General features: G+C 65.7%; 17 protein-coding genes and 1 tRNA gene. 4 read left to right on the forward strand and 14 right to left on the reverse strand.

Annotated features, from left to right (window positions below):
- Positions 1–7 precede the first annotated feature (7 nt).
- Complete coding sequence (locus BH683_RS04660; RefSeq protein ID WP_084835110.1) at positions 8–706, forward strand: DUF3105 domain-containing protein; 699 nt, start codon at positions 8–10, stop codon at positions 704–706.
- A gap of 97 nt (positions 707–803) precedes the next feature.
- Here the strand turns inward: BH683_RS04660 and rho are convergent, their stop codons facing one another.
- The 6 genes from rho to argS form a co-directional block, all read right to left on the reverse strand.
- A complete protein-coding gene (gene rho / locus BH683_RS04665; protein WP_084835111.1) occupies positions 804–2,885 on the reverse strand; it encodes a transcription termination factor Rho in 2,082 nt (693 codons plus the stop codon).
- Between the two features lie 310 nt (positions 2,886–3,195).
- Entirely contained in the window at positions 3,196–4,152 is a 957-nt protein-coding gene (gene thrB / locus BH683_RS04670; protein WP_084835112.1) for a homoserine kinase, read from the reverse strand.
- Positions 4,153–4,161: 9 nt separating this feature from the next.
- Complete coding sequence (gene thrC / locus BH683_RS04675; RefSeq protein WP_084835113.1) at positions 4,162–5,238, reverse strand: threonine synthase; 1,077 nt, start codon at positions 5,236–5,238, stop codon at positions 4,162–4,164.
- Positions 5,231–6,541 carry a homoserine dehydrogenase gene (locus BH683_RS04680; RefSeq protein ID WP_084835114.1) on the reverse strand — a complete coding sequence of 437 codons (1,311 nt, stop codon included), beginning with the start codon at positions 6,539–6,541 and terminating at the stop codon, positions 5,231–5,233. The genes thrC and BH683_RS04680 overlap by 8 nt, the downstream gene beginning before the upstream one ends.
- Positions 6,538–7,962 (reverse strand): diaminopimelate decarboxylase, encoded by a 1,425-nt coding sequence (gene lysA, locus BH683_RS04685; protein WP_084835115.1) that lies wholly within the window; start codon positions 7,960–7,962, stop codon positions 6,538–6,540. The genes BH683_RS04680 and lysA overlap by 4 nt, the downstream gene beginning before the upstream one ends.
- A complete protein-coding gene (argS, locus tag BH683_RS04690) occupies positions 7,959–9,611 on the reverse strand; it encodes an arginine--tRNA ligase (protein ID WP_084835116.1) in 1,653 nt (550 codons plus the stop codon). Before argS ends, lysA begins: the two co-directional genes overlap by 4 nt.
- Before the next feature lie 193 nt (positions 9,612–9,804).
- On the opposite strand from argS, the gene BH683_RS04695 reads away from it, so the two are divergent.
- Both BH683_RS04695 and BH683_RS04700 read left to right on the forward strand, forming a co-directional pair.
- A complete protein-coding gene (locus BH683_RS04695; RefSeq protein WP_084835117.1) occupies positions 9,805–10,680 on the forward strand; it encodes a DUF3105 domain-containing protein in 876 nt (291 codons plus the stop codon).
- Positions 10,680–11,549, forward strand: coding sequence for a DUF305 domain-containing protein (locus BH683_RS04700; RefSeq protein WP_084835118.1), 870 nt, complete (start codon positions 10,680–10,682; stop codon positions 11,547–11,549). The genes BH683_RS04695 and BH683_RS04700 overlap by 1 nt, the downstream gene beginning before the upstream one ends.
- Positions 11,550–11,581: 32 nt before the next feature.
- On the opposite strand, the gene BH683_RS04705 is transcribed toward BH683_RS04700, so the two are convergent.
- The 8 genes from BH683_RS04705 to BH683_RS04740 form a co-directional block, all read right to left on the reverse strand.
- Complete coding sequence (locus BH683_RS04705) at positions 11,582–11,962, reverse strand: DUF5313 family protein (RefSeq protein WP_084835164.1); 381 nt, start codon at positions 11,960–11,962, stop codon at positions 11,582–11,584.
- 50 nt (positions 11,963–12,012) lie between these two features.
- A complete protein-coding gene (locus tag BH683_RS04710) occupies positions 12,013–12,495 on the reverse strand; it encodes a MarR family transcriptional regulator (protein WP_084835119.1) in 483 nt (160 codons plus the stop codon).
- A gap of 84 nt (positions 12,496–12,579) precedes the next feature.
- Positions 12,580–12,909, reverse strand: a complete 330-nt coding sequence (locus tag BH683_RS04715; RefSeq protein ID WP_084835165.1) for a hypothetical protein — start codon at positions 12,907–12,909, stop codon at positions 12,580–12,582.
- Between the two features lie 91 nt (positions 12,910–13,000).
- Positions 13,001–13,073: transfer RNA gene (locus BH683_RS04720), tRNA-Arg, on the reverse strand.
- A gap of 66 nt (positions 13,074–13,139) precedes the next feature.
- Positions 13,140–15,749, reverse strand: coding sequence for an AAA family ATPase (locus BH683_RS04725; protein ID WP_084835120.1), 2,610 nt, complete (start codon positions 15,747–15,749; stop codon positions 13,140–13,142).
- Positions 15,746–16,948 (reverse strand): metallophosphoesterase, encoded by a 1,203-nt coding sequence (locus tag BH683_RS04730; protein ID WP_084835121.1) that lies wholly within the window; start codon positions 16,946–16,948, stop codon positions 15,746–15,748. The genes BH683_RS04725 and BH683_RS04730 overlap by 4 nt, the downstream gene beginning before the upstream one ends.
- Before the next feature lie 114 nt (positions 16,949–17,062).
- Complete coding sequence (locus tag BH683_RS04735) at positions 17,063–18,817, reverse strand: proline-rich domain-containing protein (RefSeq protein WP_084835122.1); 1,755 nt, start codon at positions 18,815–18,817, stop codon at positions 17,063–17,065.
- Positions 18,769–20,124, reverse strand: coding sequence for a hypothetical protein (locus tag BH683_RS04740; RefSeq protein ID WP_143695975.1), 1,356 nt, complete (start codon positions 20,122–20,124; stop codon positions 18,769–18,771). The genes BH683_RS04735 and BH683_RS04740 overlap by 49 nt, the downstream gene beginning before the upstream one ends.
- 49 nt (positions 20,125–20,173) lie before the next feature.
- On the opposite strand from BH683_RS04740, the gene BH683_RS04745 reads away from it, so the two are divergent.
- Positions 20,174–21,742, forward strand: coding sequence for a molybdopterin-dependent oxidoreductase (locus tag BH683_RS04745; RefSeq protein ID WP_084835124.1), 1,569 nt, complete (start codon positions 20,174–20,176; stop codon positions 21,740–21,742).
- Positions 21,743–21,747: the final 5 nt, after the last annotated feature.

A 21,747-nucleotide genomic window follows, 5' to 3' on the forward strand; every position in this document is an offset into this window, starting at 1 on the left:
TGGGAACGTGACACAGACACTTCGGGCGGCAGCAAGTGGATTGGCGCTGGTGGCAGTGTTGGCGGCCTGCCAGTCAGCCGAGACCGGGCAGGCCGTCCGGGCCTCTGCCGGCGCAGGATCCGCTGCAGATTTCGTCCCGAGCGCAGAGAATCCGGATCCCACCGATCAGATCGACGGAGTTCTCCGGGTCCATTACCCGTCGCCGCAGCACGTCGGCCGGGACGGCCGCGTGCGCTACGAGTACTCGCCCCCACTGGGTGGTACCCATGACTACGGGTGGGCAGGATGCACGGGCGTGGTCTACCCCACCGGCATCCGCACCGAGAACGCGGTCCATTCCCTGGAACACGGGGCGGTGTGGATCGCCTACAACCCCGAAGACCTCGACGACGACGACGTCGAGCTGCTTGCGGCCCGAGTGGATGGGGTCGATTACACGTTGATGTCACCGTATCCAGGACTCGACCGCCCGATCTCGGTGCAGTCCTGGGGTCACCAACTCAAACTGGACGACGCCGACGACCCGCGCATCGACCAATTCATCACTGCCACCAAACAGAACTCGCAGTCCGGGGTCTACCCCGAAGACCCGACGGCAACCGGCTTCCCGGAACCGGGCGCGACGTGCTCCGCGGTTCCCGGGGTGTTCGATCTGGCCGATCCCCCACCATTTGATCCTCGGCAGGGCGACGTGCCCGACAGCTGAAGACCGGCGCAGACAACAAACCCACCCCGTTCCGGCAAACCCACTGGTTGCAACCAGTGGGTTTGCCGAGACGAAGTGGGTTTGTCTCGTTTTGCTGCTAGTCGTCGTCGCGCATCGCGCCCGGTGCGGTCTTCTGGACCTGCATCAGGAACTCGACGTTGCTCTTCGTCTTCTTCAGCTGACTGACCAAGAGGTCTATGGCCTGCTGCGAGTCCAGTCCGGCGAGCACGCGCCGCAGTTTGTGCACGATCGAGAACTCCTCGGGCGAGAGCAGCAGCTCGTCCTTACGAGTGCTCGACATGTTGACATCCACAGCCGGGAAGACGCGACGCTCGGAGATCTTGCGATCCAGTTTGAGCTCGGCGTTGCCGGTGCCCTTGAACTCCTCGAAGATCACCGTGTCACCGGTGGATCCGGTCTCGACCAGGGCCGAGGCGATGATCGTGAGCGATCCGCCGTTCTCGATGTTGCGGGCCGCACCCAGGAAGCGCTTGGGCGGATACAGCGCTGTCGAATCGACACCACCGGAGAGGATCCGGCCGGATGCAGGCGACGCGTTGTTGTATGCACGGCCCAATCGGGTGATCGAATCCAACAGCACGACAACATCTTTACCGTCTTCGACCAGACGCTTGGCTCGCTCGATGGCGAGTTCGGCAACCGACGTGTGATCTGACGGTGGACGGTCGAAGGTGGAGGCGATGACCTCACCCTTGACCGAGCGCTGCATGTCGGTGACCTCTTCTGGCCGCTCGTCGACCAGCACCACCATGAGGTAGCACTCCGGGTTGTTGATCGAGATGGCGTTGGCGATGTTCTGCAGGATCGTGGTCTTGCCGGCCTTGGGCGGGGACACGATCAGTGCACGCTGGCCTTTACCGATCGGCATGACGAGGTCGATCACCCGGGTCGAGATCCGATCACTCGTCGTCTCCAGCCGCAACCGCTGGTTCGGGTACAGCGGAGTCAGCTTGACGAATTCCGGTCGCTTCTTGGCGGTTTCGACATCAGAGCCGTTGACCGAGTCGAGGCGGACGAGCGGGTTGAACTTCTGGCGCTGATTCGACTGGTCCCCGTCTTTGGCCACCTTGACCGCACCGGTGATCGCATCACCGCGGCGCAAGCCGTTCTTACGGATCAGGTTCATCGACACGTAGACGTCGTTGGGGCCGGCGAGGTAGCCGGAGGTCCGCACGAAGGCGTAGTTGTCCAGGACGTCGAGAATGCCGGCCACCGGCTGCAAGACATCGTCATCGGAGATCTGCGGTTCGCCGCCGCGCCCCTCACCGGGACCGTCGCCTCGATCGCGCCCACGACGGCGCTCACGGAAGCGCCGTCCCCGACGGCCTCCGCGCTCGTCGTCGTCACCTGGACCGTTGTCACGGTTGTTGTTGCCTCGCGGACCGTTGTTCTGGCCTTGGCCGTCGTTGCCGCGGTCATCGCGGTTCCGATTACCCGAACCCTGGTCATCGCGGTTCCGGTTACCCGAACCCTGGTCATCGCGGTTCCGGTTACCCGAACCCTGACCCTCGCGGTTCTGGTTGCCGTCGCGGCCCTGACCACTCTCGCGGTTCTGGTTACCGTCGCGGTTCTGGTTACCCTGGCCACCGGCCTGGTTGTCACGGTTCTGGCCGTCCCGATTGCTGTTCTGGCCATCGCGGCCCCGTCGGCGCTGGCGCCGCTGGTCACCGCCGTCGGTCGCATCGTCGTCGGCGCCGTCAGATGTCTTCGTGGCGGTGCCTTGCGTGCCTTCCGTCGCCGGCTCCGCGGCATCCTTGGCACGCGGGGCCTCTGCCGCGGTGTCCGCAGCGGGCGGCTCGTTCGCCGCGTCTTTCCTCCGAGAGGTGGTCTTCGGCTCGACAGTGGTCGGCGACTCGGCAGCCGGAGCCTCCGTTTTCGCAGGCGACTTCTCCGCCGGCGCCTTCGCAGCCGCCTTTGTCTTCGCAGGTGCCGGCGCTGAGCCGCCGCTCTGACGCTCCTTGATGGCAGCTATCAGGTCGCTCTTGCGCATGCCCGACGTACCTTTGATTCCCAGCTCACCGGCCAGGCCACGAAGTTCGGTGAGAACCATCCCCGACAGCCCGGTCCCACGGCGACGTTCGGCTTTCGGAGTATCAACTCCACCGAGATCGAGAGTGTTTTCCGAGCCCGGTGCAGTGATCAGGTCCGTATCCGTCAACGGATATCCTTTCCTTCCCCCGCCGGTAGATTCGCGAGGGCCAAAGTTCTCGCACCTGGATGCCAGGTGAGAGATGCCGCTAAATTCTCAGCGGTCTTTTGAGGCTTGTGTCGTTCGCCGCGCTTCGCATTTCACTTCGCTGACGCCAGCGGACTATGACTGTCGAATTTGACGTCGTGTGAAGAGCACGCTTGAAAAACTTCGCGGCTTGACGGGTACATGCTAACCACGATCAGCGATCCCGGCAACACCCTGGGCTTTCGGCGTGTTCGGAGGATCCCCGATATCTGCAACGTGCACCTGCCGACAATCAGTGTACGACCACTCCGGGGGCAATCTCCACCTCATCGAGAACAAATCCCAGCTCAGCTGCTTTGTCCCGGGTCTGCGCGGGTAATTCGGATGCGGTCAAGGCCAGCACCGTCGGCCCTGCCCCCGACACCGTCGCGGGGACACCTCGTTCGCGCAACCACTGCACCAGAGTGGCGGTCGCCGGCATGACGGGGGCCCGGTACTCCTGGTGGAGACGGTCCTGCGTCGCAGGCATCAGCAGATCCGGTTCTGCGGTCAGTGCCACCACCGCCAGCGCGGCCCGGCTGACGTTGAACACCGCGTCCGTCCGCGCGACGGCGTCCGGCAACAATCCTCGCGTGATCGCAGTGGACGACTCGAACTGCGGGATCATCACGAACGCCCGGATCGCCGGGTGAACAGCCAACGTCCGCGCGAAATATCCGACACCGGGTGTGCTGCCCGCGGTGCCGTCACCCGCGGGTGAGACCACAGACTCCGACCAGGACACCACCGCTCCGCCCAGCACACTCGCCGACGCGTTGTCGGGATGGCCCTCGAAATCCGAGGCCAACTGTATGAGCGTTTCGGTGGACAATGGGTTCCCGACGCCGGCGGCCCGCACCAATCCATCGGCAACCGCGAGCCCACCAACGACGGCAGACGCCGACGATCCGAGACCACGTGAATGCGGAATGCTGTTGCGACACTGCACATCAAGGCCGGGGACCGTGACGCCCGCAGCCTCCAGTCCGCTGTTGATCGCGCGGACGACCAGATGTGCGTCGTCCAGCGGCACACCGTGGGCACCCTCACCGCTCACACTGATCCGGAGCCCGGGCTCCCCCACCGTCGCCGAGATGTCGTCATAGATACCGAGCGCGATGCCGAGACAGTCGAACCCGGGGCCCAGGTTGGCACTCGATGCGGGCACCCGTGTTGCGGAGTGGACACCAACGGGGAGAACAGATTTCATGCCGAGGGTTCAGCTCAGGTTCAACGCGCGGGCCACGGCAACCGGGTCCACCGGAATGGCTTCGACAGGCGGGATGCCCGCGAGCGCGGTGTCCGGATCCTTGAGCCCGTTTCCGGTCACGGTGCAGACGACGACCTCGCCTGCCGAGATCCAGCCGTCTTCCCGAGCTGCCAGCAACCCGGCCACGCTCGCAGCAGAGGCCGGTTCGACGAACACACCTTCGCGGCCGGCGATCAGTCGGTAGGCCTCCAACAACTTTTCGTCGGTCGCCGCGAGGAACTTGCCGCCCGACTCGTCCTTCGCCGCGATCGCCTGGTTCCAGCTCGCCGGCGACCCGATCCTGATCGCCGTGGCGATCGTCTCGGGATCCTTCACCGGTGCACCCGACACCAACGGTGCCGCACCAGCAGCCTGTACGCCCAGCATTCGCGGTGTCGAGGCGACGACTCCATCACGGTGGTACTCGGTGTATCCCTTCCAGTACGCGGTGATGTTGCCCGCGTTACCGACCGGGAGCGCATGAACGTCCGGGGCCCGTCCCAGCACGTCCATGATCTCGAACGCGGCGGTCTTCTGACCCTCGATCCGCGCCGGGTTCACGGAGTTGACCAATTCGATCTCGGTCCATTCCGCAGTCGCCTTCCGGGCCAGTTCGAGGCAGTCGTCGAAGTTGCCCTGGACCTGGATGATCTTCGCGCCGTGCATGACCGCCTGGGCGAGTTTGCCCATCGCGATCTTTCCCTCGGGTATCAGCACCGCACAGGTGATCCCGGCACGGGTGGCGTACGCCGCAGCAGAGGCGGAGGTGTTGCCGGTCGAGGCACAGAGCACCGCGGTCTTGCCGTTGTTGACGGCGTTGCTGACGGCCATGGTCATACCGCGGTCCTTGAACGAACCGGTCGGGTTGAGACCTTCGACCTTGAGGTAGACCTCGCAGCCGGTCAGCTCGGACAGGTGCGGCGCGGCGATCAGCGGCGTACCACCCTCGAGCAGAGTCACCACTTTCCAGTCGTCGCGGACCGGAAGGCGATGACGGTATGCCTCGATCAAACCCGGCCAACGGCTGTGCACTACCGATTCAGTCATTTGTTCCCTCCAGTCGCAGAACGCTAGATACGCTCAGCACGGATTCCAATTTCTCCAGTGCGGCAACAGTTTCCGACAATGCAGAATCGGGGGCGCGATGCGTCACGACCACCAGGCGGGCGTCGTCACCCGCGCCTTCCTGTCGCACCGTCGAAATACTGATGTTGCGCGACGAGAACTCGCCGGCGACGGTCGAGAGCACGCCGGGGCGGTCGGCAACGCGCATGGACACGTAGTAGCGCGTCCGCACGTCCCCCATCGGCGCGATCGGCAACGACGCGTAGGTCGACTCGAGTGGACCACGTCCACCATGCACCTTGTTACGTGCAGCCATCACCATGTCGCCCAGCACAGCAGACGCCGTGGGCGCACCGCCGGCCCCCTGCCCGTAGAACATCAGCCTGCCGGCATTCTCCGCCTCCACCACAACCGCGTTGAAGGCACCGCTGACCGACGCCAGCGGGTGTTCGAGCGGCACCAGAGCCGGGTAGACGCGCGCCGAGATACGTTGTGTGCCGTCCTCGTCGACGATCCGCTCACAGATCGACAACAACTTGACCGTGCAATCGAGAGCCTTGGCCGATTCCAGATCATGGGTCGTGATCTTGGAGATGCCCTCGCGGTAGACGTTGAGCGCGGTCACACGGGAGTGGAAGGCGATCGACGCCAGGATGGCGGCCTTGGCCGCCGCATCGTAGCCCTCGACGTCGGCGGTGGGGTCGGCTTCCGCGTACCCGAGGCGGCCGGCCTCGGCCAGCGTCTCGGCGTAATCGCTGCCGTCGGCATCCATCGCCGACAGGATGAAGTTGGTGGTGCCGTTGACGATTCCGGCGACCCGCGTGACGGTGTCCCCGGCGAGCGATTGCATCAGAGGCCTGATCACCGGGATCGCCCCCGCGACCGCCGCCTCGAAATACAGGTCGACCTTGGCGCCGGCAGCCGCGGTCGCGAGCTCGCCCGTGTAGTCGGCGAGGAGCGCTTTGTTCGCCGTGACCACCGATTTGCCGCCTTGGAGCGCCTCACGGATGAGCATGCGCGGCGGATCGATGCCGCCGATCAGTTCGACGACGATGTCGACGTCGTCCCGCTTGATGAGATCCTCGGGCCTGTCGGTGAGCAGAGCCGGGTCGATCCCGCGGGTTTTGCTCAGATCGCGTACCGCGACCCCACGCAACTCGACGGGGGCCCCTACCCTGGCCTCGAGGTCCGAGGCGTTGTCGGTGATGATGCGCACCACCTCGGTCCCGACATTTCCCATTCCGAGCACCGCGACACCGATCGGGCGCGCTTTTTTCTCCGTCACTCGTTCACCTCCAAGCTCAATAGATCCTCGACGGTTTCCCGACGCAACATCAGTCGCGCCTCACCGCCGCGGGTGGCGACCACCGCGGGTCGGGTGATCATGTTGTACCGGCTCGACATCGAGTAGCAGTAGGCGCCGGTCGCACCCACCATCAGCACATCCCCTGGTGCCACGTCGTCAGGCAGCCAACAGTCGCGGATGACGATATCGCCGCTCTCACAGTGCTTTCCGACTACACGACTGACAACCGCACGCGCCTGCGAGACACGCGAAGCCAGTCGGACGTCGTACTCGGCCTGATACAGCGCAGTTCGGATGTTGTCGCTCATGCCGCCGTCGACCGACACGTAGCGACGGTGCGCCCCGCCCGGGCCCAGCTGCACATCCTTGACCGTGCCGACCGTATACAGTGTGACTCCCGCCGGGCCGGCAATGGCCCGCCCGGGCTCCACCGCGATGGTGGGCGTGGGAAGGCCGAGCGCGGCCGATTCGCGCTCCACGATCGCCGCCAGCTTGTCGGCGACTTCCTGAACCGGCGGCGGGTCGTCGGACGGGAGGTACGAGATACCCAGGCCACCGCCGAGGTCGAGGATCGACAACTGGGCGGTCTTCTCCACGCCGAACTCGGTGACGACGTCGCGCAGCAGAGACAGGACACGATGAGCCGCGAGTTCGAAGCCGCCGACGTCGAAGATCTGCGATCCGATGTGGCTGTGGAGGCCGACAAGCCTGAGGTTGTCCGTCGAGAACACCTGCCGAACCGCGTCCATGGCCAGCCCGCCCGCGAGAGAGAAGCCGAACTTCTGGTCCTCGTGTGCGGTGGAGATGAACTCGTGCGTGTGCGCCTCGACGCCGACGGTGATGCGGACCAGCACATCCTGGACCACCCCGAGACGGCCGGCGATCTCGTCGAGTCGATCGATCTCGATCATCGAGTCGAGCACTACGTGTTCGACTCCCGAGGACACCGCCAGCTCCAATTCTGCTGACGATTTGTTGTTGCCGTGCAGTGCAATCCGATCCGCGGGGAACCCCGCCCGCAGTGCCACCGACAACTCGCCCGCCGAACAGACGTCGAGCGAGAGCCCTTCGGAGTGCACCCACCGCGCGATCTCGGTGGACAGGAACGCCTTCGATGCGTAGTGCACGTGCTGGGCAGATCCGAATGCCTGCGCCATCTCGGCACATCGCGCGCGGAAGTCATCCTCGTTGACGACGAACAGTGGCGTGCCGTACTTCTCGGCCAGCTCGGTCACCGGGATCCCACCGATCCGTGCGACATCGTGTTCGTCGCGATCGGTTCCTCGGGGGTAGACGTGGGCCGGCAGCTGTGCCAGTTCTGCAGGGCTGTTCGGCCTTTCGGCCAACTGGGGCGCCGCCAGCACCTCTGCGTGCCGCGGGCCTGCCGGGTGTGCGTTCACATTCTCTCCGGTGCGCTGACGCCGACCATCGCCAAACCGTTGGCGATGACCTGCTGGGTGGCGCCGCACAACGCGAGTCGAGCGGCGTGGAGTTCGGTCGGCTCTTCGTCGCCTTGGGGCAGTACCCGGCAGCGGTCGTAGAACTTGTGATAGGTGCTGGCCAACGACTCGAGGTAGCGGCAGATCCGATGCGGCTCACGGAGTTCCGCGGCCAGTGCGGTCACCGCCGGGAAGTCCCCGATGGTGCGGATCAAATCGCCTTCCGCGGCTTCGGTCAGCAGTTCCAGGTGGTCGCACGACAGCGAAAGTCCCAGCGACGCGGCGTTTCGTCCGATCGCGGCGAGTCGCGCGTGCGCGTATTGCACGTAGTAGACCGGGTTTTCGTTCGACTGACTGACCAGCAGATCCAGGTCGATGTCGATGTTGACGTCCACCGACGACCGGATCAGCGAATAACGTGCTGCGTCGACCCCCACTGCGTCCACCAGATCGTCGAGCGTGATGACGGTGCCCGCCCGCTTGCTCATCCGTAGCGGCTGTCCATCACGCACGAGGTTCACCATCTGACCGATGAGCACCTCGAGCCGGTCCGGGTCGTCGCCGAGAGCCGCCGCCGCCGCCTTGAGCCGCACCACATATCCATGGTGATCTGCACCGAGCATGTAGATGCACAGGTCGAACCCGCGATCACGTTTGTCCTTGAAATAAGCGATGTCGCCGGCGATGTATGCGGCTTCGCCGTCGCTCTTGATGACAACCCGGTCCTTGTCGTCTCCGAACGCGGTCGAACGCAGCCACCACGCACCGTCGTTCTCGTACAGGTTCCCGTTGGCCTTGAGTTCGGCGATGGCACGATCGACCTGTCCCGACTCGAACATCTTGTTCTCATGGGTGTAGACGTCGAAATCAGTGCCGAACTCGTGCAGGTTCGCCTTGATCGAAGAGAACATGAGGTCGACGCCATGAGCCCGGAACGCCTCGAGGCGCTCGGACTCCGGCAGTTCCAGGACATCGGGCACCGCCGCGACCACAGCCGCAGCGATGTCGCCGATGTAGGCACCGGCATATCCGTCGTCCGGGGTGGGCTCGCCCAGTGCCGCGGCCAGCAATGAGCGCGCGAACCTGTCGATCTGCGCGCCGTGGTCGTTGAAGTAGTACTCGCGGGTCACGGCAGCGCCCTGCGCGGACAGGACCCGCCCGAGGGCATCTCCGACCGCCGCCCACCTGGTGCCACCGAGGTGGATGGGTCCGGTCGGGTTGGCGGACACGAACTCCAGGTTCACCTTGAGACCGTCGTAGAGGGCTCCCGTGCCGAAAGCACCGGCGCCGGCCAGGACGTCGGCAACGACGGCGTTCTGGGCGTCTGCGGCGAGCCGGATGTTCACGAATCCCGGTCCGGCGATCTCTGCGGACGCGATGCCGTCGCGGGTCAAGAACTCTTCGGCCAGCCATCCGGCCAGCTCTCGCGGGTTCACGCCGACCTTCTTACCGAGCTGCAGCGCGATGTTGGTGGCGTAGTCGCCGTGCTCGGGGTTGCGCGGTCGTTCCACCACAACAGCCTCCGGCAGCGCGGACGAATCGAGTCCGTGGTCGGTGAGCACTGTGGAGGTGGCGGCATGCAGCAGTACCGCGAGGTCGGCGGGGGTCACGATGCACCATCCTATTGGCCGGTGCCTGCCTGATGACAATCGCATTGCTTTCGCTGCGACCCGGACCGAGGAGTTCGCCGGTGCCTCGGACTGAGTTTGTTTACGTTTCCGCACAAGTACACTGTGTGATCGCCGGTGGACCTCCTCGGCAGCGTCATGTGCGCACCCCATAGAACTGCACCGAAAGAGATCCATGGCTGACGCCAAGAAGCAGGGCGGCAACGTTCCGAAGAAGCCCAGGAATTCCGGCAAGCCGGCCAAGAAGAAGCCCGGTCAGATCCCGGTCGTGAAAGCCGGCGGGGGTGGTAAGGCGATTCCGTGGGCCACCATCGGCGCGGTTGCCGTGGTGCTGCTGATCGTGGCCGGTCTGGCCGTCTATCTCGTGCCGAAATACATGGACCAGCGGGAAGTCGCGAAGTTCACGCCGTCGTCGTCCAACCCCGATCCGTCGGACAAGATCGACGGGGTCGAGAAGATCTTCTATCCCGCCGGACAGCACGTGGAGCCGACACAGCGCGTCGCGTACGACAAGTCGCCGCCCTTCGGCGGTCCGCACGACGCGGTGTGGGCCACCTGCACGGGCATCGTCTATCCGAACGCGCTTCGTACGGAGAACGCGGTGCACGCACTCGAACACGGGGCGGTATGGATCACCTACAACCCGGCCACCATCGCTCCCGGCGATCTCGACACGCTCAAGAGCAAGGTCGAGGGTGAGCAATACCTGCTGCTCTCGCCGTACCCGGACCTCGACAAGCCGATCTCGCTGCAGTCGTGGGGACACCAGCTCAAGCTCGATTCGGCGGGTGACGAACGCGTCGACCAGTTCATCGAGGCGTTGCGGCGCAACTCGAACACCGGCGTGTACCCGGACAACCCACAGGAAGCGGCGTACCCCGAGGTTGGCGCCGAATGCGCGGCCATCCCGGGCGCGTTCGATCCGAGCAATCCGCCGCCCGCGGACGTGGGTCCGGTACCGGCCGACGCGGTCCCGATGACCGGTGTCGGCTCGACCCAGGCAACCGATGAGAACGGCATGGGGATCCCCCAGCCTGCTCCGGCCGGCTGATGCCTGTGGGCACACCCGACGACGAATCGCAGAACCCGCCGGACCCGGACTCCACGACCGACACCGGAGGCGGCTCGGGCGCGAACTCCACACCCGAGACCGGTAAGGAGTCGACACAAGACGACACAGAACCGTCGACTGCGGCGGGCCTCGCTGAACCGGTGCCCGGCCACAACCGAAAGCAGCTGTCCGCGTTACTGGTCTTGGGTGCGGTCGCGCTGCTGTTGGTGGGCGCGGTTGTGGGTTTGTTGCTGCGCACCACGTTCGACGGTGGCGACGACAATCGACCGGCCGCGGACTCTGCCGCGGTGGGCTTTTCGCAGGACATGATCCGCCACCACCAGCAGGCGGTCGAGATGGCAACCATCGAACTGTACGGCGGGAGCGATCCGCAGGTTCGCAGCCTCGCCTACGACATCCTCACGTCGCAGACGAACCAGGTCGGCCAGATGCAGTCCTGGCTGTCGCGCTGGGACTATCCCCTGGACAATCCGGGTGAGCCGATGTCCTGGATGGAAGGTCACAGCGGAGGCCACGCGCACGGCGGCGCGGGTACGGAGCCCAGTACCGACATGACCATGGACATGTCCGACTCGGGCGTGCCCATGCCGGGGATGGCGAGCACCGACGACATGAACAAGCTCCGAACCCTGCAGGGCGCCGAATTGGACAAGTACTTCCTGCAACTCATGCTGCGCCACCACCAGGGTGGGCTCGAGATGATGGAGTTCGCGACCGAGCCGGACCACGTCAGCGAGGACTACGTACGCAGGCTCGCCCAGCAGATGGTCAACGTCCAGGAGTCCGAGTCGGACACGATGACAAAGATGCTCGAAACACGTGGAGCGCAACCGCTTCCGATGAATTGACCCGCACGGTCGAGGTCGGGGGTCCGCCGGGATCAGTCGCGGCCGTGCAGGCGTTCGTAGGTCGTGCGATCGGTCGCATGGCGGCGTGCCCGTTCGGGGCTCTCCAAGTCGACAGGCAGACCATGCAGTTCGAGCCTGTGCGCCCGGTTCATCGGCATGTACGCCGCGCAGTAGAACACCGCGAGGATCAACCCCAGCAGGATCATGGCCAGCCGTAGATAGATCGGACCGGGGAAGAGCAAGAACGCCGCGAACACCGGGGTGAAGGGAATCATGCCGCGCACCAGGTGTCGTGGCACCCGCCAGGGTCCGGTCAGATCGCGACGCACCCAATCCTGCATCGAGTCAGGCAGTTTCCGTCCTGCCGTGTAGCCGAGCCACTGCCATGGAGTCGGCCTGGTCCGTTCGGTCATGTCCTTCTCTCCTTGTCGTACGGACGGGATCCGTGCATGTGGTGAGGTGATCACGGTTCCAATGAGATGGAGCCGGAGGCGATGGCTGCGGATGCCGCCACGTTGACCTCGGTCAGCACTCGGCGCAGCTCCTCCAGAGCCGCCAGCTCGACTCCCAGGGTGCGCACCACGGCCGGCGGGATCTTCTCCGCCTGCGTGCGCAGCGCCCTCCCCTGCTCGGTGAGTTCGATCGCCAGCTGCCGCTCATCGGCGGCGGTGCGGGTACGGGTGATCAGGCCCGCCGCTTCCAGTCGCTTGAGCAACGGTGACAGCGTCGGTGAGTCGAGCTGGAGGGCTGAGGCGATCTCACGCACAGACATCGGCGCTCGCTCCCACAGCGCCAGCATCACGAGGTATTGCGGGTGGGTGAGCCCCAACGGCTCGAGGAGGGGCCGGTACACGCCGAGCACGGTCCGATTGGCGACTGCCAGCGCGAAGCAGACCTGCCGCTCCAATGCCAAGGGATCCCCGTCGAGCAACACATTCTGTTCCATCCGATTCGACCCCTTGGTTATCACACTAATAGTTAGTGCACTAACTATATCTCGGGGCCGGTCCGGACGCAAGGGACCGGCTCACTACTCCGTCCGGCGATCCTCGGTCGGCGGAAAGTCGATGACCGAGCGCCAATACGACTCCGGCACCTGCTCACCCGCGCGCAGGATGATCGCCAGCCCGGTTGCCATGCAGATGCCGAGAATCCCCAACCAGAGACCAAACAGTCCGATGGCGATCCATGCCGCGACCACGAGCGGTCGCCAAGGATCGAGAATGATGAGCAGCGGCGCGAAGGCAAACCCCGTCCCGACGTACCAGGAGGAGCGGGCCCGATCCATGATCAGTACCGCGCGGAGCCAGCGCGGAGTACTCGGTGGCAGAGAAGACGGGGTGACCGAACGAGTATCCATGACAACAACGATGGCGGCCACGACGTCCGCGTTCGATTACCCGCGAGGTAAGAACCATCGCCATCGCCGACAAGCGATACGAGAAGATATGTGCCCCCGGCAGGATTCGAACCTGCGGCCTTCCGCTCCGGAGGCGGACGCTCTATCCCCTGAGCTACGGGGGCTCGTTGGGCGAGAGTCAGCCTAGCGCATCCGCCAACCGCAACCCAAAACGCCTGCGGCGCGCCACCTCAGACAGCAACGAGATGCGCTCCCCCGACACTGCTGTAGCGCGCAGGCGTGCAGGTCAGCACGATCACCTGAGTATGACGACCGGCGTGGCTGAGCACCGCACCCATGCTCGCCAAACGCTCTGGATCGGTGTATCCCAGCGCGTCGTCGATGATGACCGGCACCCCATCGTCCGGGTCGACCAGCATTGCGCACGCCAGCCGGCTGATGATCCCCAACTGCTCCTTGGCACCGCCCGACAGCGCATCGTGGTCAACGGTGACCCCACCCACTGTGCGCGTGATGATTCGCAACTCTTCGTCGACCCCGACCTGCAGGGTCGGACCGAACACGACCTTCCCGAGCCGCAAGATCTGATCGGTGAACGGCTGGACATATCTCCGCCGCGTGGCGTCTCGATGTCGCTCGAGAGTCTGCAACAACAACCTGGCAGCCTGCGCACGGGTATTGATGCGATCGAAATCCCCACGAGCGCCGTCCAACTCGGTTTCCGCCTGATGCACCTGGTCGAGTTTGCCGTCGTCACGTCGGATCTCGATCCTGGTCCGCAGCTCTGCGATCTCATTGCCGAGTTCGGCCAGCCGCGGTTCGCCGCGTTCGACCACCGACAGCATGTTCGCGTGTTGCAACTCCAGGGATTCGAGGTCGGCCTCGTCGATCCGATCGACGAGGCGACACACCTCGGAGTCTGCGTGAGACAACTCTGCCAGCAACCGCTCGTGCAGCCGGTCCGGATCGTCGTCGGGGTGGTCGGTACCGCCGCGACCGGCGATCTCGTCGTCCTGTCGCGCGAGTTCCACGCGCTCTGCCACCAGCTCGTCGCACCGCGTCCGCAGAATCCGTAACTCGCTGTCGATACTGCGGTGCTCACTGCGCAGTTCAGCTGTTCGCTGCACTGCTGCGGCCAACCGCGCCGCCGCGGTGCCTGCGCGGCGTTCGGCTTCCTCGACGTCCAGCACATCAGGGTCCGCGGCAGCGGTGAACTCGAGGCGTCTCTCGAGTTCCGACAATTCCGCACGCAGTTCCCCTTCGTCAGCGCCCGCAATGATCGCCATGAGCCGGCCGCGCAGGTTGTCGACCTCCGCTGCGGCTCGCTCACGAGCCCGGACCAGACCGCGCAACTCGGCCACGTCCTGAACCCCCGATTCCGCCAGCGCATCAGCGAGTTGCCGCTCGGCACGGGAACACCGGTCGATCAGAGATGCCGATTCGGCCCCGGCGGACAGCACGAGGCGAACCACGCCGGCCACCTCGACGATTGTCTCGCCGGTGATCGCCAGGGCGGAATCGTCGGTCTCGACCCCGTTCACCGTCACCGGCGCCTCGCCCAGCCTGTGCACGCTCACCGTGGCAGCCGCCGATTCCAGTTGCGCACGCGTGATGGTCACCGTCTGCAGCAGCTGCTCGAACGCCTCGAGGTCATCGCGGTCGTGTACCAGACCTGCCAGAGTGCGCTGTTCGGCCTCGAGCGCAGTGCGTACGGCTGTCACGCGCGCCAGGAGCGCGGCCAGTTCGTCACGGCGCGCGAGGAGGTGTGCCGAGCGGGCCGCGGCGCGCGCGCTGCGAACCAGGGACGCGGCTTCGGTATCGGCCCGGCGGAGCTCGTCGAGCTCTCGCTCGACGTCCGAGAGGGCAGCGGCCGCCTCCGCATCCTTGCGTTCGAGGGTCGCAATGGCACGTCTGGTCACCTCCACACCCTTGTCACAGTCCGCGATCCGCTTACGCGAGGCGTCGCGCTGTGCGACATCGCGTTCGTGCAGTCGCAACTGACTCCTGAGCAGAGCGGCGGCCGACGTCGCTTCGGCGTACTGCCGTTGCAACCCATTCGATTCGGCGGACCGTTCGGTGAGTGCCGACAATTCCACCTTCGCCAATTCGAGCGAGTTCGCCAGCTCACGACGGTTTCCGGTCAAGGTCTCCAAACGCGCATGATCGCCACCCAGTTGTTCCATCGCAGCTGCCAGTTCATTGCTCAGCGCCAGGGCTTCTTCCAGACGGGTTGCTGCCGAGGCCAATTCGCGTGACGGGCGACCCTGCCCTGCGGTGAAGTACCTTTCGTATTCAGTCCTCACCGCGTCGAGCAACATCGCATCGTTTTCGCCATCGCCGACGCCGGCCTTGGTCGTTCCCGCCGCCGCATCCAGGGCGCGTGACAGCGCCGAGCTGGCGGCGAGATCGCCCACCGTCGGATCCCCTGCCTGCAACAGGCGCAAAGCCTTGAACAGGGTCGCATCCACCTCATCGGCGAGAATCGAACTCACCTTGTCGTGGGCGGTACGTCCTGAGAGTTGCTCCGGCGCAGGTTCGTGTATGACCAATTCTGTGCGAGCGGTCTTGTTGTACTGCTTGGTGTAGGTGAACCTGTAGCGGCCGCACGTGATGTCGGCTTCGACCACCGTCCCGGCGTCCACCCCTGCGGGCGCCACCGCCCGCACCTTGCCGCTCTTGCTGTCCGAACGAACCTCGAGCAGGAGATCGAGAGCCTCGATCATCGATGATTTCCCGGCCTCGTTGGCACCTTCGACGACAGTGACGCCGTTGTCGGCGAAGTGCACCTCCCGTTCGACGACACCGCGAAAGTGATTCAGCCGCAACCGGTGCAGCTTCATCCGCTGCCACCTGCCAACCGAAAGAGCAGAGCGAGCGCCTCCTGAGCTGCAATCGCATCCTCACCGTCACCGGCTGCGCTGGTGGACAGTTCGGCGGCGGCATCACCGATGAAACCGGTCAACTGCAGGTGCGCGAAGTCGTTGTCGTCGGGCCTGATGACCAGATCATGACGCAGTTCCCACCAGGTGAGTGCAGCGAAGCGATCGGTGAACTCCTCGATCATCATGTCGAGTTCGGACCGTTCGGCGATACTCACCGAACCACGGAGCGCGAGCTGGACGACGGTCTGCGACTTGTTGTCGAAGGCGTCGAGCCTGCGGCGGAGTTCTGCGATGTCGCCGCCGCCGTTCACATCGTGCTCCACGGTGCGAAACGCCCATTCGCCCACCTGATGGGGGGTCACCGTGACCGACTGGGCAGGAGCGCTGTCGGAGGTGGACTGACCACGGGTCAACTCGACGACGAGCACTTGGCCCGGTTCGGCCTCGCGGTGGTCGTAGTTCGTGACCTCCTGGGCACCGGAATACCAGATCCGTCCGGAGTCACCGACCTTCGTCGTCGAATGCCGATCACCCAGTGCGACATAGTCGATCAGGCCGGCGGCAACGGCACGCTCGAGCTCGTCGACATCTATCAGGGACGGGTCTGCGGACTGCGGGGCATACACGTCGACTCTGCCGTGGCCGGCAAGGATACGGATGTCATCGCCGGGCTCCAGTCGATCGAGTTGCTGGGCCACCAGATCCGACAGAGGAACCTTGGTGGTCCACGGGGCAGCGATCAGAGAAACGCCCGGGCGCACCTGGACCGCACCTGCCGTATCCAGCACGTGAACATGATCGGGCTTGTTGTCTGCGAACACCTTCGAGTTGTAGATACTCGCAGCGTCCATCGGATCGTGGTTGCCCGGGAGCAGATACACCGGGCACGGCACCTGTCGCAGATGATCGAGACTCCGGCGGATCACCCGCGAGGACACCTGTCGATCCTCGAACACGTCGCCGCACACGAGGACGAACTCAGCGTGGTGGGCGTCGGCGAGCCTGCCGATCCGTCCGATGGCCTCCTGCCGCGCGGCGGTGTAGCGGGCCTGCGCGTCGCCACGGAGAAAATGCCGGGTCATCCCCAATTGCCAATCGGCGGTGTGGATGAAGGTCACGTGTCGTTCGGGCAAGAACAACGGTAGCGCTGCGCTCACAGTGACCTCCTCTCCGATCGCCGGTGACAGCGACGATCCTACGAGGGGTCTCCGACAGAGCGTTGGACGTCGGCCGGTGGGTCACCTGCGAGTACCGACAACGCCGGGTGGGCGTCAGCCCGGCGCGCTCTCGACGACGACCGCACCTGCCACCCCGGCGACCAGCAGGCGGGTCTCACCCGTCACCGCATATCCGCGTCGGTAACCGGTCCCGACGTCGTAGGTCGACTCCTGCTCGATCCTGCGGCCCTCGCGATCGACGACGATGATCTCGCAGAAGTACGGGGCATTGTCGCTGGTACAGGAGTATTCGACCAGACCGGCCGAAGGCTCTGCCTCGAGCACGCTCACCCCCGCGTAGATCGACGTGGACACAGGCGCTATCTCCACCGTGATCTCGTCCGACACCCCGATACGTCCCGCCGGTTCACGGGCAGCCAACCGGGAGAAGTCCATGTCCACGACTGCAGCGAGCAGGTCGGCGTCGACGCCGGCCAGTTCACGCACGGCGATTCCCAGCCAGTCGACATAGGTGGCGACCGGGCTGACCTTCCAGCCACCGTCCTGCGGGATCGCCACAAGATGTCCGAGCGACCGGTAAAGCCTGCTCGCGAACTCGCCGCCATCGGAGATACACCCACCCTCGTCCGGTTCGTCGTCGGCGACAAACCGCACGCAATCGCCGTCGAAGTCGATCGTCGCCCGGCGTCCGTCCGACCCGAATTCGAGCCCGATATGCGAAATCTTGATCCGGGCCTGCCCATCCTCGCCCGGTGTGACGTCGAAGTCGGTGTCGCGCACCGTGATCTGCACGTCGGGACCGAGACCCAGATCGGGGTCTGATTCGAGTTCTGCGTTGATACCCGCGGCGTAGGTGCGAAGCAGCCGCGCCTCCACACCGCCCATGGCGTCGGCCACGTGCCCGATGTCTGCGGTCGCGATGGTCTCGGCCAATCCCTCGACGAATCCGGCCGCAGCTTTATCCGGCGAGTCGAAGGTCACGTGCGATTCATCAGAATCCTCGGTCTCCCAGCCGGACTCCTCCGCCAGGTACTGCGCAACGGTGAACACGGGGCTGACGAACCAGCCACCATCGCGACGCACCGACATCAGAAACGGAGGCGTGGTGTCACCACCGATGACCAACGACTCGCTGCCGGAATCGCTGTCGGAGCCGCCACGGTAGTCGTACGAGACCTCGGCCCCGTTGATCGACACCGTGACCCCGATGGATCCGAGGCCGTCGATCCCGGCATCCGGGATCAGGTCGGTCAGCGATTCGGTTGCCTTCTCGTCGATCTCGACCACGATCGTCGCCCGCTCTATCACCACCTTCGTCAGATCCCGCGCGACCTCTTCGCTCGAGAGGGACAGGTCCGACACATCGATGCTCACCCCATCCAACTGGTCGGTCACCGAGTCCGCAGAGCCGCCGATCGATTCCTGCAGATCCGCCGTGTCGCGTAGCAACCCGGCAACCTGCGATGTCTCGTCCGGCGGCAGCAACAGCCCCAGAGCCGTCCAGTCCTTGTCCTCGAGCGCATCGAAGAACCGCTGTACCGACGCGGTGGCCGACGTGGCTCCTCCCACCGCACTGACCAGCAAGCGGTTGACGACGAATCCGGCCGTCGACAGGAGCGCGATCACGACGAGGAGGACGACGACCTTCGCCGCGGCGCGGCCGTGCCGTCGCGGCGGCGGCGGCCCGAACTGCGAAGGCCCGAACTGCGGTGGCCCGGATTGCGGTGGCCCGAACGACGGCTGCCAGTGCGCTGGGAGCCCGCCGGCCTGGTAACCCGGGACATCCGGAGGTACGTGGTTCACCGGCCGGTCCCGCCGGACTGCGCGACGGGACCGGGTGCCGGCCATCCGATGAATCCGTCAGGTGGCGAACCGGATTCGGGGCGCGAGCGCAGTCCGGGGGCCAGCAACTCACGCCAGACGATCAGCGCGGGCACGATGAAACCGGTCAGCCACAACGCCATCGGCGCCGGGTAGTGCCAGTTGATGCGAACACCCATGGTCACGAGTACCGCGAGACCGACCGCAAACAGCGTCGCGGCCACGGCGAGCAATGCCCCGCGTTGCTCGACGGGGCTCCCGGACAGGCTCTCCCGAACGTACGTCGCACCTGCGACGGCCGCAGTGAAGAACACCAGTGCCGCCAACGTTGCGACGGACGCCGAGTACAACGTCAGCCGGACCACCGAGACCGCCACCCACAGAGTCGACACCACGAGTACCAACCTCAGTGGGGGCAGATAATAGTCGCGCTGCGTCATCGCAGGAGGGGTGGCGAGCGCCGGAGAGGCCGCCGCGGCCCCCAGACCACCGAGCAGCCCGATCCCGAGGTATCCGAGTTGGACCGTGTCCACGGAATCGAGAGGAGTCCCGGGGATCGAGACGACCAGTGCCCAGGTCGCCGCAGCCCAGCCGAGCAGGGACAGGCACAGAGCCCCACCGACCCTGCCTGCCGCAGCGGCCGCCACGAGCTGCCCGACGATGGCGAGCCAGCACAGGACGACGAGCGCGGCGATGAGTGGATCGAGCACCCCGACCCTGATACCGGCGATCGCCTCGATGCCATCGACGAACCGGTAGAGCGCCGTCGCCGCCGCGGACAGCGCCGACACAGCGAACAGCCCGCCGATGACGATCAGTACCGTCCGGGCCTGTGCTCGGGTCCGGCGCAGATCCACGACGTCGAAGAGTTCGGAATCGCGTGGCTGAGCGGCCAGCACGGCGCCGGCGAAGCCGATCCATACCGCGGGACCCAGACCTGTGCTGCCGTAATCCCATTCGGCCCAGCGGCTGCACACGTCCCAGCCGATGTACACCGCGACCACTGTCAGATACGGCACGCCGAAGATGAGTTTGGTCAACCGCAATCTCGCCGGGGTCCATCGCGGACCGAACACGCCGCGACGGCTCGCCACGGGAAGCATCAGGGACAGTACCGAGAGCGCGGTGACGACTGCGACATCGATGCGCAGCGCAGCGACGCCGTCGGCATTCCATTCCAGCACAAGCGACACGAGCAGTCCCACAGCCGCGAGGACGTCCCGCACGCGGTCGGCCCGCGTCGGTATCGCCCCCGGTATCAACACCTGCACTGTCCTCTCCTCCCCCGACTTCGCCGCCCCCGCGCCCCCACGAGAGTTCACATCGTAAGTCATCTATCGGCCGATCCACCCACACCAGGCGCCGGCGCGGATACTGGATCGCATGTCCTTCACTCCCCGCCAGGGCGCAGCGGCCGCCGCGCTCGCCGGCATCCTCGGTGCTGCTTTGGGGACAGGGGTCGGATACCTGCTCGCTCCGTTGGTGGACAGGGGCTCAGCTCCTCTCACCGCGGTCGGTGGCGCCACCATCGATCGCGCGCCCGAAGGCGCCCGCGAGTTCGCCATCGAGGCGTTCGGGACCTCGGACAAGGCGGCCTTGCTGGTGCTCATCGCGCTGATCATGGCGGTGCTGGCGGCCTGCGCCGGATTGGCAGAATTTCGTAGACCACCGGTCGGACTCGTCCTGTTCGGGCTGGTCGGGGCTCTGGGTTCCATCGCCGCGGCGACGCGGCCGACCGCTGACATCTCCTGGGCGCTGCCGACGCTGCTCGGGGTCGCGGTGGGTATGGCCGCCCTGAAAGGACTCATACGTCGGATCCAACCCCGCACCGACCCGACATCGCGAACAGCCGACGCCGATGTCGAGCGTTCGCACGACGCCGCCGTCTCGGCCGGTAGGAGAAAGTTCTTGCTCGGCGCGGGGGCAGTCGGCGGTGGTGTGATCGTCACCGGTCTCGGTGGGGTGGCCCTGCGACGTTCGGTCGGCAATGTCGGAGCAGACCGCGCCGCATTCGACGTACCCGCCGCGACCAACTCGGTGACCACCGCCGCGCCGGGCGCCTCGCCCGGCACACCATTCCTCACCCCGAACGACGACTTCTATCGCATCGACACCGCGCTCGCCGTGCCGCAGGTCGACAGCGAACGCTGGTCGCTGCGGATCCACGGCATGGTCGAGCGGGAGATTCGCATCGATCTCGCCCGGCTGCGCCGTGAGCACACGGCCGTCGACGCGGTCGTCACGCTCACCTGTGTGTCGAACTCGGTCGGGGGCGACCTCGTCGGCAATGCGAAGTGGACCGGCTACCGCCTTCGAGACCTGCTCGCCGCGGCGGGGCCGGCCGCCGACGCGGACATGGTGCTCTCGACCAGTGCCGACGGCTGGACGGCCGGCACCCCACTGGCCGCACTCACCGACGGCCGTGACGCCCTACTCGCGGTCGGGATGAACGGTGAGCCACTGCCGATCGAGCACGGCTACCCGGTTCGGATGGTGGTCCCCGGGCTCTACGGGTACGTGTCCGCAACCAAATGGGTCGTCTCGTTGGAGGTCACCAGATTCGATCGCGCCCAGGCCTATTGGACGACCCTCGGATGGGCCGAAAAGGGACCGATCAAAACGAGTTCGCGCATCGACGTCCCACGCCCCAACTCCTCGGTGTCGACCGGACCGGTCACCGTCGGTGGGGTCGCCTGGGCCCAGGGCCGCGGAATCAGCGCGGTGCAGGTGCGCGTCGACGACGGCCGGTGGCAGGACGCCGAACTGATCGACCCCGACCTCGTCGACGCGTGGCGCCTGTGGAAGTGGGAGTGGAACGCAGAGCCCGGCCGCCACCAGCTGACCGTCCGCGCCATCGACGGCGAAGGAAATCCGCAGATCGAGACCGAAGCACCGTCGGTCCCCGATGGAGCCACCGGACTCGACACGATCGGTGTGACCGTCCGCAGCTGACCCCG

The organism is Williamsia sp. 1138, from assembly GCF_002095435.2.
Lineage (GTDB): Bacteria > Actinomycetota > Actinomycetes > Mycobacteriales > Mycobacteriaceae > Williamsia.

What these genes read in the sequence shown, in the direction of transcription:
- thrB (WP_084835112.1), bottom strand. Translation starts at nt 4,152, where the DNA reads ATGAAATCTGTTCTCCCCGTTGGTGTCCACTCCGCAACACGGGTGCCC.
- thrC (WP_084835113.1), bottom strand. Translation starts at nt 5,238, where the DNA reads ATGACTGAATCGGTAGTGCACAGCCGTTGGCCGGGTTTGATCGAGGCA.
- BH683_RS04695 (WP_084835117.1), top strand. Translation starts at nt 9,805, where the DNA reads ATGGCTGACGCCAAGAAGCAGGGCGGCAACGTTCCGAAGAAGCCCAGG.
- BH683_RS04700 (WP_084835118.1), top strand. Translation starts at nt 10,680, where the DNA reads ATGCCTGTGGGCACACCCGACGACGAATCGCAGAACCCGCCGGACCCG.
- BH683_RS04705 (WP_084835164.1), bottom strand. Translation starts at nt 11,962, where the DNA reads ATGACCGAACGGACCAGGCCGACTCCATGGCAGTGGCTCGGCTACACG.
- BH683_RS04710 (WP_084835119.1), bottom strand. Translation starts at nt 12,495, where the DNA reads ATGGAACAGAATGTGTTGCTCGACGGGGATCCCTTGGCATTGGAGCGG.
- BH683_RS04715 (WP_084835165.1), bottom strand. Translation starts at nt 12,909, where the DNA reads ATGGATACTCGTTCGGTCACCCCGTCTTCTCTGCCACCGAGTACTCCG.
- BH683_RS04725 (WP_084835120.1), bottom strand. Translation starts at nt 15,749, where the DNA reads ATGAAGCTGCACCGGTTGCGGCTGAATCACTTTCGCGGTGTCGTCGAA.
- BH683_RS04735 (WP_084835122.1), bottom strand. Translation starts at nt 18,817, where the DNA reads ATGGCCGGCACCCGGTCCCGTCGCGCAGTCCGGCGGGACCGGCCGGTG.
- BH683_RS04740 (WP_143695975.1), bottom strand. Translation starts at nt 20,124, where the DNA reads ATGACTTACGATGTGAACTCTCGTGGGGGCGCGGGGGCGGCGAAGTCG.
- BH683_RS04745 (WP_084835124.1), top strand. Translation starts at nt 20,174, where the DNA reads ATGTCCTTCACTCCCCGCCAGGGCGCAGCGGCCGCCGCGCTCGCCGGC.